Here is a 6133-nt window from a genome sequence, read left to right as displayed (position 1 = left end):
AGTTCGGTCGTTGTAGTAGAAAACGTTTTAACTACTTTCTTAGGCTTTTGATCAAGAGAACCAGTGAGTATACAAGCTACAACTGTTTCCTGGTGAACATCCAAGCCAGCACATGATTCCAAAATAGCGTCCATTTGAAACCTCCTTTAATTAATTGGCGGGAGATTCAGTAACCTGAAACTAAAAGAAATTTCTTACACGTGCTCAAGGCACACTAATTTGTACTCAAAGGTTACTGAAACCAGTTTCTTTAACGGGGGAAATTCCACCAATAAACTTGCGGATATTTAACTCCCGCCAATAAGAGTATTCCAAATGGAAGACTATGGAATTCGCATGACTGGAAAACATTTTCATTCTAATTTGTGAACGCCGGGGTTCATGATTGTTTCTTTATGCGAGGTACGAGTGCAAAATTCAAGATGCGAGAAAGAGATGTTTTAGGGAGCGTGATTCTTAGTATCGAGCCCCCGTTGCAAAGTTCGAACCTCGAACATCGAGCCTCGAACTTCGATTTAGGGGTTTATTCTTAATTTAGTTTTATTTATGCAAATTGCAGGAAATAATAACAATATGTCGAAGAGGAAACAAGTTGAGAAGGATTGAAAATTTAAGGAGGTTCCATTGTGAAACAGGAAATACTCGAAAAGTCACTCTCAGTCGGTGGGAGAACGATGACTTTCCAAACTGGTAAGCTTGGTAAACAAGCGGGAGGCACTATTTTTCTCCGTTACGGGGATACTGTGGTGACTGCATTCGCAACCTGCAGTGCTGTAGCCCGGGAGGGAATTGATTTCTTCCCCTTGACCGTTGAGTTTGAAGAAAGAATGTACGCTGCCGGTAAAATCCCAGGGGGATTTATTAAACGTGAAGGAAGAGCCAGCGAGAAAGCTACCCTGTCGGCTCGTTTAATTGACCGTCCAATTCGTCCGCTATTCCCGGAAGGATTTCGAAATGAAGTTCAAGTGGTTGCCACGGTTATGTCCGTCGATCAAGATAGTGCGACAGATATTACGGCCATTAATGCAGCTTCAGCAGCCCTGACGATTTCAAATATACCCTTCGAAGGTCCTATTGCGGCAGTGACCGTTGGACTGATAGAAGATGAATACATTATTAATCCGACCATCGAACAAGCAGGAAAAAGTCAGATGCTTCTTACTGTGGCTGGAACAGAAGAAGCGGTTATGATGGTGGAAGCTAGTGCTCACGAAGTACCAGAGGATCAAATCTTGGAAGCGATTATGTTTGGACATGCCGAAATTAAAAAGATTACCCAATTTATTGCGGACTATCGTGAGGAAGCTTTGGCCCTCGGGTTAGCCAAAGAAAAACTTGAAGTAATATTTGTAAAAACCCCAGCTAACATTGTCGAAGCGGTAAATACCTATGCCTACGACAAGTTAGATCAGGCTATCCGTGTTGAGGAGAAGAAAGCACGGGAAAGTGCAATCAACGAAGTTAAAGCTGAAACCTTGAGCTACTTCGAAGCAGAGTTTCCAGATGACACGAAAGTGATCAAGAATGTGCTTGAGGACATTGTCCATCAGATTGTTCGTAAATTGATCACGAATGAGCAAATTAGACCGGATGGTCGGGCAGTCGATGAAGTTCGTCCGATCAGTATTGAAGTAGGAATTCTACCCCGTACCCATGGGACAGGCCTTTTTACGCGTGGTCAAACTCAGGTGTTGACAGTGGCGACTCTAGGGGCTGCAAGAGATGAACAGATTCTAGATGGTTTAGGTCTTGAAAGATCTAAACGCTATATTCATCACTATAATTTCCCGCCCTATAGTGTTGGAGAAACCCGACCGATGCGGGGACCAGGGCGCAGAGAAATTGGTCATGGTGCTCTTGCAGAAAGAGCGTTGATCCCAGTTCTTCCCGATGAAAATGAATTTCCATATACCATTCGTCTCGTTTCTGAGGTGTTGGAATCTAATGGTTCTAGTTCGATGGCCTCTGTTTGTGGAAGTACTCTTTCCCTAATGGATGCCGGTGTTCCCATTTCAGCTCCAGTTGCAGGCATTGCCATGGGACTCGTTAAGGAAGGGGATAATTTAGCGATCCTGACCGATATCCAAGGTTTAGAAGATCACTTTGGAGATATGGATTTTAAGGTGGCTGGAACCACTAAAGGGATAACCGCCTTGCAAATGGATATTAAAATAATGGGTGTGTCCCGAGAAGTTTTATTGAAAGCCTTGACCCAGGCTAAAGCTGCCCGTCTTTTGATTCTCGATAAAATGGTGGCAATTTTGGCTAAACCTCGCCCACAACTATCAATCTATGCACCGAGAATAATCACTGCCTCGATTCATCCCGATAAGATCCGCGATGTTATTGGACCTGGTGGAAAAACGATTAAGAAGATTGTGGAGGAAACCGGTGTTAAAATTGACATCGAAGATGATGGCCGCGTCTTTATTTCTTCGGTTGGTGGCGAAGGTGGGGAGAAAGCCTTAAAGATTATCCAGGCTTTAACTCAAGAAGTGGAAGTCGGTAAAATTTACCAAGGAAAAGTCACTCGGGTTATGGACTTCGGGGCTTTTGTAGAAGTCATTCCTGGAGTCATGGGACTGTCAGGCAAGGAAGGCCTAGTTCACATCTCTCAATTAGCTCATGAACGCGTGGAAAAAGTGGAGGACATTGTTAAAGTCGGGGATGAGATCATGGTCAAAGCGACTGCCATTGACAAACAAGGTCGCTTAAATCTTTCGCGTAAGGAAGCTATGCCAAACGTTCGTAAGGAAAACCCGACTATTCCTAAATCCTAATATAATAATTGATGACCAGTCTGTGAGTTCCCCTATCCGCATAAATGTTAAGGAAGGGGGGACGCATATGTTCATTAACTTAAAAATCTCGCGACGAATCCTCTCGTTAGTCGGGATTTTCTTTCTGTTGGTTGTGGGTATCACAGAGCGTTGGTTTATAGGGTCGAATGCTTCAGTTACAAAGCCTATAGAGCAAGTTAATACGGATCAATTGATCATGGCTTTAACGATTAACGTGGATTGGGGCGAGGAATATATCCCAGCTATCCTGGACGAGTTGGATAAGGGTAAAGCCCGTGTAACCTTCTTTGTCACTGGTCGCTGGGCTAAAAAGAACCCAGAGACATTAAAAATGATCTCCAATCGCGGCCACCAAATTGAAAACCATGGCTATTCTCATCCTCATCCAGATCGGCTTTCCGTCAGCGCAAACCAAGAAGAAATCAAAAAAACGGAAACTATTATAGAAGAAATTATCGGACAAAAAACACATTTATATGCACCTCCTTACGGTGAAAAAGGTGCTTCGGGACTAAGAGCTGCCAAAGAATTAGGCTATCAGACGATTCTCTGGACATTAGATACAGTGGATTGGCGTACAGACAGTACGCCGGAAATTATTGCCAAGCGGATTATTAATCCTGCAATCCGGTTTGGAATCAAACCCAACAAGTCTGGTGCCATTGTTTTAATGCATCCCAAAGCGAATACTGTCAAAGCTTTACCTGTTATTCTCCATCAATTAGCCTTGCAAGGATATAGTTTCCAATCTCTTGACGAACTAATAACATATCACCAGAGCGGAGATACTACCTCATGACAAATTAAAAAGTCGAGGTGGTTAAATGATCAGGCTAAAGTGGACGCGTGCTTGGTGCTGCGTAGTTCTTTGTACGATAGTTATTAGTTTAATGTCGGTGAACCCAGTCTATAGTGCCCCAGCCCAAAAATCTGTGCAAAAACCTGCTGCGGATACAGTCGGAGTTGCTAGGATAACAGCGGATGCAGCTGTTCTAATGGATGTCGTTACAGGGGATGTTCTTTTTAGTAAGCAAGCCCATAAACAGCGTCCTCCTGCAAGTACAACTAAGATTATGACGGCAATTTTAGGGTTAGAGTTAGGGCGGCCAGACGAAATTGTGACCGTTAGTCCGAAAGCGGCGGTTGTTGGAGAATCATCCTTGTATCTCGATCCAGGAGAAAAGATCAATCTTTATGAACTTATTACCGGGGCACTGGTTCGTTCAGGAAATGATGCATGTGTTGCAATTTCCGAGCATATCGCTGGAAGTGAAGAGCAGTTTCTCAAGTGGATGAATAGGAAAGCCTTGGCTCTAGGAGCACAGAATACACACTTCGTAAATACCAATGGCTTGCCTCGGAAGGAACATTATTCTACGGCTTATGATCTGGCCTTGATGGCACGCTATGGGTTGCAAATTCCTCAGTTTGTTTCCATTACCCGTCTTAAAGAAACTGAGATTCATTTTATTGAGCCTGACGTGATGATGGATCTGCGCAATACGAATAAATTGCTCTGGAACTACCCTTATGCTGATGGTGTTAAAACTGGCACAACGACTGCAGCAGGAAAATGCCTGGTTGCCTCCGCTACAAAAGAGGGGCGTCAACTCTTAGTCGTTGTTCTGAATGCACCAGATCGGTTTGGAGATGCTAAGAAACTTTTAGAGTGGGGTTTTCAGAACACTGAAACTGTTCATCTGGCTAATGCAGGACAGATTATGAGCGAATTTCCCAGTGTCATCGAACCCGTATCAGTCTTTATTAAGGATCCAATCGATGTCAGCCTATCTAAAGTTGAACGTAAGAACCTACAAACCCGTGTTGTGTGGGAAAAAACGACCAATCTTCCAGTTCGAGCAGGAGAACGTCTTGGACGTTTAGAGATATGGCTTAGAGAACAAAAATTAAACAGTATGCCATTGCTCAGTGAAAATGAAGTAGCTGAAGAACGGTCTTTAATTCGATTATTTCCTTACAGTCAAGGGAATAAGAGGGAGTGAATTAGTTGTATCAAAAAACACTGTTACCTAATGGAGTTAGGATCATTACCGAAGAAATTGAACATGTGCGTTCCGCCGCCTTTGGGATATGGGTGGGAGCTGGTTCTCGGGATGAACTTGAAGGATATGAAGGAATCTCACACTTTATTGAACATATGTTTTTCAAAGGCACTGAAAATCGAAGTGCTCGCGCCTTAGCGGAATCCCTCGAGGCCGTTGGTGGTCAATTAAACGCTTTTACGACGAAAGAATATACTTGTTACTACGCAAAAGTTCTGGACGAGGACCTTGATCTAGCCATTAATGTTTTAAGCGACATGTTCTTTTGCTCGCTCTTTGATGAAAAGGAAATCGAAAAAGAGAAGAACGTAGTAATAGAAGAAATAAAGATGTATGAGGATTCCCCGGATGAACTAATTCATGATATCTTTTCAGAACATGTTTGGAATGATCATCCGTTAGGAAAACCAATCTTAGGGACAGTGGAGAGCATTGGGTCTTTGAGTCGAGAAAAAATCATGCATTTCCTTTCAGAACACTATGCCCCCGAAAATGTCGTGATCGCTGTGGCGGGAAAAATTAAGCATGATGAAGTCGTGAAGAAACTATCCCCTCAATTCGGAACATTTGAGAGAGGTGGACGTCGGGTAATTGAAGGAACTCCCTCAGGTCTGAAAGTGGAACATTATCAACAGAAAGAAACAGAACAGATGCATATTATCTTGGGAGTACCAGGTCTCAGCCAAGATGATGAGGATATCTATGCCATGCATATTTTTAACAATATTTTAGGTGGAGGGCTCAGCTCCCGCCTATTTCAAGAGATTCGTGAACAGCGTGGATTAGCCTATTCCGTATATTCGTATCATTCTACGTATGTTGATACGGGGTTATTCGCAGTTTATGCGGGTACGAGTCCCAAGAATACTAAAGAAGTCATCGAGTGTATTCTGGAAGAACTAATGAATATAAAACAAAAAGGGATTAGTGCAGAGGAATTAGTCAGGACAAAAGCGCAAATTAAAGGCGGCCTATATCTTGGTCTAGAAGCAGTAAGCAGTCGGATGAGTCGACTGGGCAAGACAGAACTTACCTATAACCGCGTACTTTCCCCGGAGGAAGTCGTGGAAAAACTCAGTCGGGTAACCTTGGAAGATGTTTTGCGCGTCGTAGGGCGCCTCTGGCAAAAAGATAAAATTAGTGTCATGACACTAGGTCCAGCGGGGCATGAAGTGGTACTTTCCGATTTATTAGAGAAAATTGGCTGGGAGTAAAATCGTGGTTCGAAGTTCGTGATTCGAATAGCGAACATCGAACTTCGCTTATGTC

General features: G+C 43.3%; 4 protein-coding genes and 1 pseudogene. 4 read left to right on the top strand and 1 reads right to left on the bottom strand.

Annotated elements, in window-relative coordinates; translation table 11 throughout:
* Nucleotides 1–134 (bottom strand): annotated as a pseudogene (locus tag JL57_RS16250) (IS110 family transposase); the annotation flags it as partial.
* Between the two features lie 492 nt (nucleotides 135–626).
* On the opposite strand from JL57_RS16250, the gene JL57_RS16245 reads away from it, so the two are divergent.
* The 4 genes from JL57_RS16245 (at nucleotide 627) to JL57_RS16230 (ending at nucleotide 6078) form a co-directional block, all read left to right on the top strand.
* Nucleotides 627–2780, top strand: a complete 2154-nt coding sequence (locus tag JL57_RS16245) for a polyribonucleotide nucleotidyltransferase (protein WP_034143057.1) — start codon at nucleotides 627–629, stop codon at nucleotides 2778–2780.
* A 67-nt stretch (nucleotides 2781–2847) separates the two neighbouring features.
* Complete coding sequence (locus tag JL57_RS16240; RefSeq protein WP_034143056.1) at nucleotides 2848–3600, top strand: polysaccharide deacetylase family protein; 753 nt, start codon at nucleotides 2848–2850, stop codon at nucleotides 3598–3600.
* Nucleotides 3601–3625: 25 nt separating this feature from the next.
* The gene (locus JL57_RS16235) at nucleotides 3626–4804 is read left to right on the top strand and encodes a D-alanyl-D-alanine carboxypeptidase family protein (protein WP_034143055.1); all 1179 of its coding nucleotides are present in this window, start codon (nucleotides 3626–3628) and stop codon (nucleotides 4802–4804) included.
* 5 nt (nucleotides 4805–4809) lie between these two features.
* A complete protein-coding gene (locus JL57_RS16230) occupies nucleotides 4810–6078 on the top strand; it encodes a pitrilysin family protein (RefSeq protein ID WP_034143054.1) in 1269 nt (422 codons plus the stop codon).
* Nucleotides 6079–6133 lie beyond the last annotated feature (55 nt).

The organism is Desulfosporosinus sp. BICA1-9, from assembly GCF_000802135.1.
The sequence above is the reverse complement of the archived record's forward strand: the minus strand, read 5'-3'. Positions and strand labels throughout refer to the sequence as shown.

Excerpts from the sequence above, each read along its gene's own strand:
- JL57_RS16240 (WP_034143056.1), top strand. The coding sequence starts at position 2,848 with ATGTTCATTAACTTAAAAATCTCGCGACGAATCCTCTCGTTAGTCGGG.
- JL57_RS16235 (WP_034143055.1), top strand. The coding sequence starts at position 3,626 with ATGATCAGGCTAAAGTGGACGCGTGCTTGGTGCTGCGTAGTTCTTTGT.